The sequence below is a fragment of the Streptomyces sp. WELS2 genome (assembly GCF_013870595.1).
GTDB lineage: Bacteria > Actinomycetota > Actinomycetes > Streptomycetales > Streptomycetaceae > Streptomyces.
This window is the reverse complement of sequence record NZ_JACBWZ010001370.1, coordinates 1-1,011: the sequence shown is the minus strand read 5'-3', so window position 1 is coordinate 1,011 and position 1,011 is coordinate 1. Positions and strand designations below refer to the sequence as shown.

The window sequence follows — 1,011 nt, the reverse complement described above, 5'->3', positions numbered from 1 at the left end:
CGTACGTGATCATGTACGCCGCGAAGTAGATGACCTTCTCGAGGTCCTTCGGCGATCAGGGATCCGGCGGGACGCAGCAGCCGCGCCTCGGGCGAGGCGGCCGGGGCCGCCTTTCCCGGTTCCGTTTCCGTGCGGGCCGGTTCGGCGCGCACGACGGTCCGTTCGCGTTCCGTGTGGTGGTGGATCTCGGTGACGGGCCGGAGTCCGTCGCTCTCGGGCGCGGCCGCGGGCGGGGCGGCCGGCCACGTGCTGTCCGCGGAGTCCGGCTCCGGGGTGCGGGGCCGGACGGCCTCGACGCGTTCGAACGGGCCGGGCAGCCTGGGCCGTACCCGGACCGTGTCCGGTGCGGCGGCGGTGTGCCGGGCGATCAGCCGGTCGAGGAAGTCGGGCGCCCGGGAGGGATCGGTCACGGAGGAGTCAGACATCCGCACACAGCTCCAGGTAGTAACGGCGGCGCAGCGGGCTCAGGGCCAGGATCTCCGGCTCGCTCCAGCCGTAGGCGGTGGCCAGCAGATGGACGTCGAGGAGCGTGTCGCGCGCCCAGGCGTCGAGTTCGGTCCACAGGTAGGAGGCGATGTCGAGTTCGGCCCGGGTGGTGGTGCGGCACTCGGGGCAGCCGACGTTGAGCGTGATGTCGGCGCCGGGGTCGGCGGCCTCCACGGCCTCGGCGATCCGCCGCTGTACCGGTGGCGGGAGGGAGTCGGCGGTGCGGGGTGCCCCGTCGTGGGCCGCCGAGAGCAGGCAGCGGGCGAGCAGCGCGGTGCGCGGGTCGGCGGCGCGGGCGGCGGCCGTGAGGTCGGCCGCGGCGGGCAGCCGGAAGGCGATGTCCCAGCCGTCCTCCGTCAGCCGTACGACCTGCCGCGCGGGACGGTCGAGGGACCGGGCGAACTCCCCGGCGTCCAGTTCGAATTCCATGTCCTCGCCGCAGGCGCGGCACTCCAGCCGCACCTGCATCCGCTCTCCGAACAGGGCGCGGCGCAGGGCGAGCAGGTCGCCTTCGCGCGCGCCGAG

The 1,011-nt window shown here is 74.7% G+C and carries 1 protein-coding gene and 1 pseudogene; both read right to left on the bottom strand.

The window, feature by feature from the left end; translation table 11 throughout:
- A pseudogene (locus tag H5J33_RS36430) lies at window positions 1–425 on the bottom strand (hypothetical protein); the annotation flags it as partial.
- Window positions 418–1,011 (bottom strand): hypothetical protein (locus H5J33_RS36425; protein ID WP_181798948.1); only part of this gene is annotated, 594 nt, incomplete at its 5' end. The gene H5J33_RS36425 and the pseudogene H5J33_RS36430, both read right to left, overlap by 8 nt.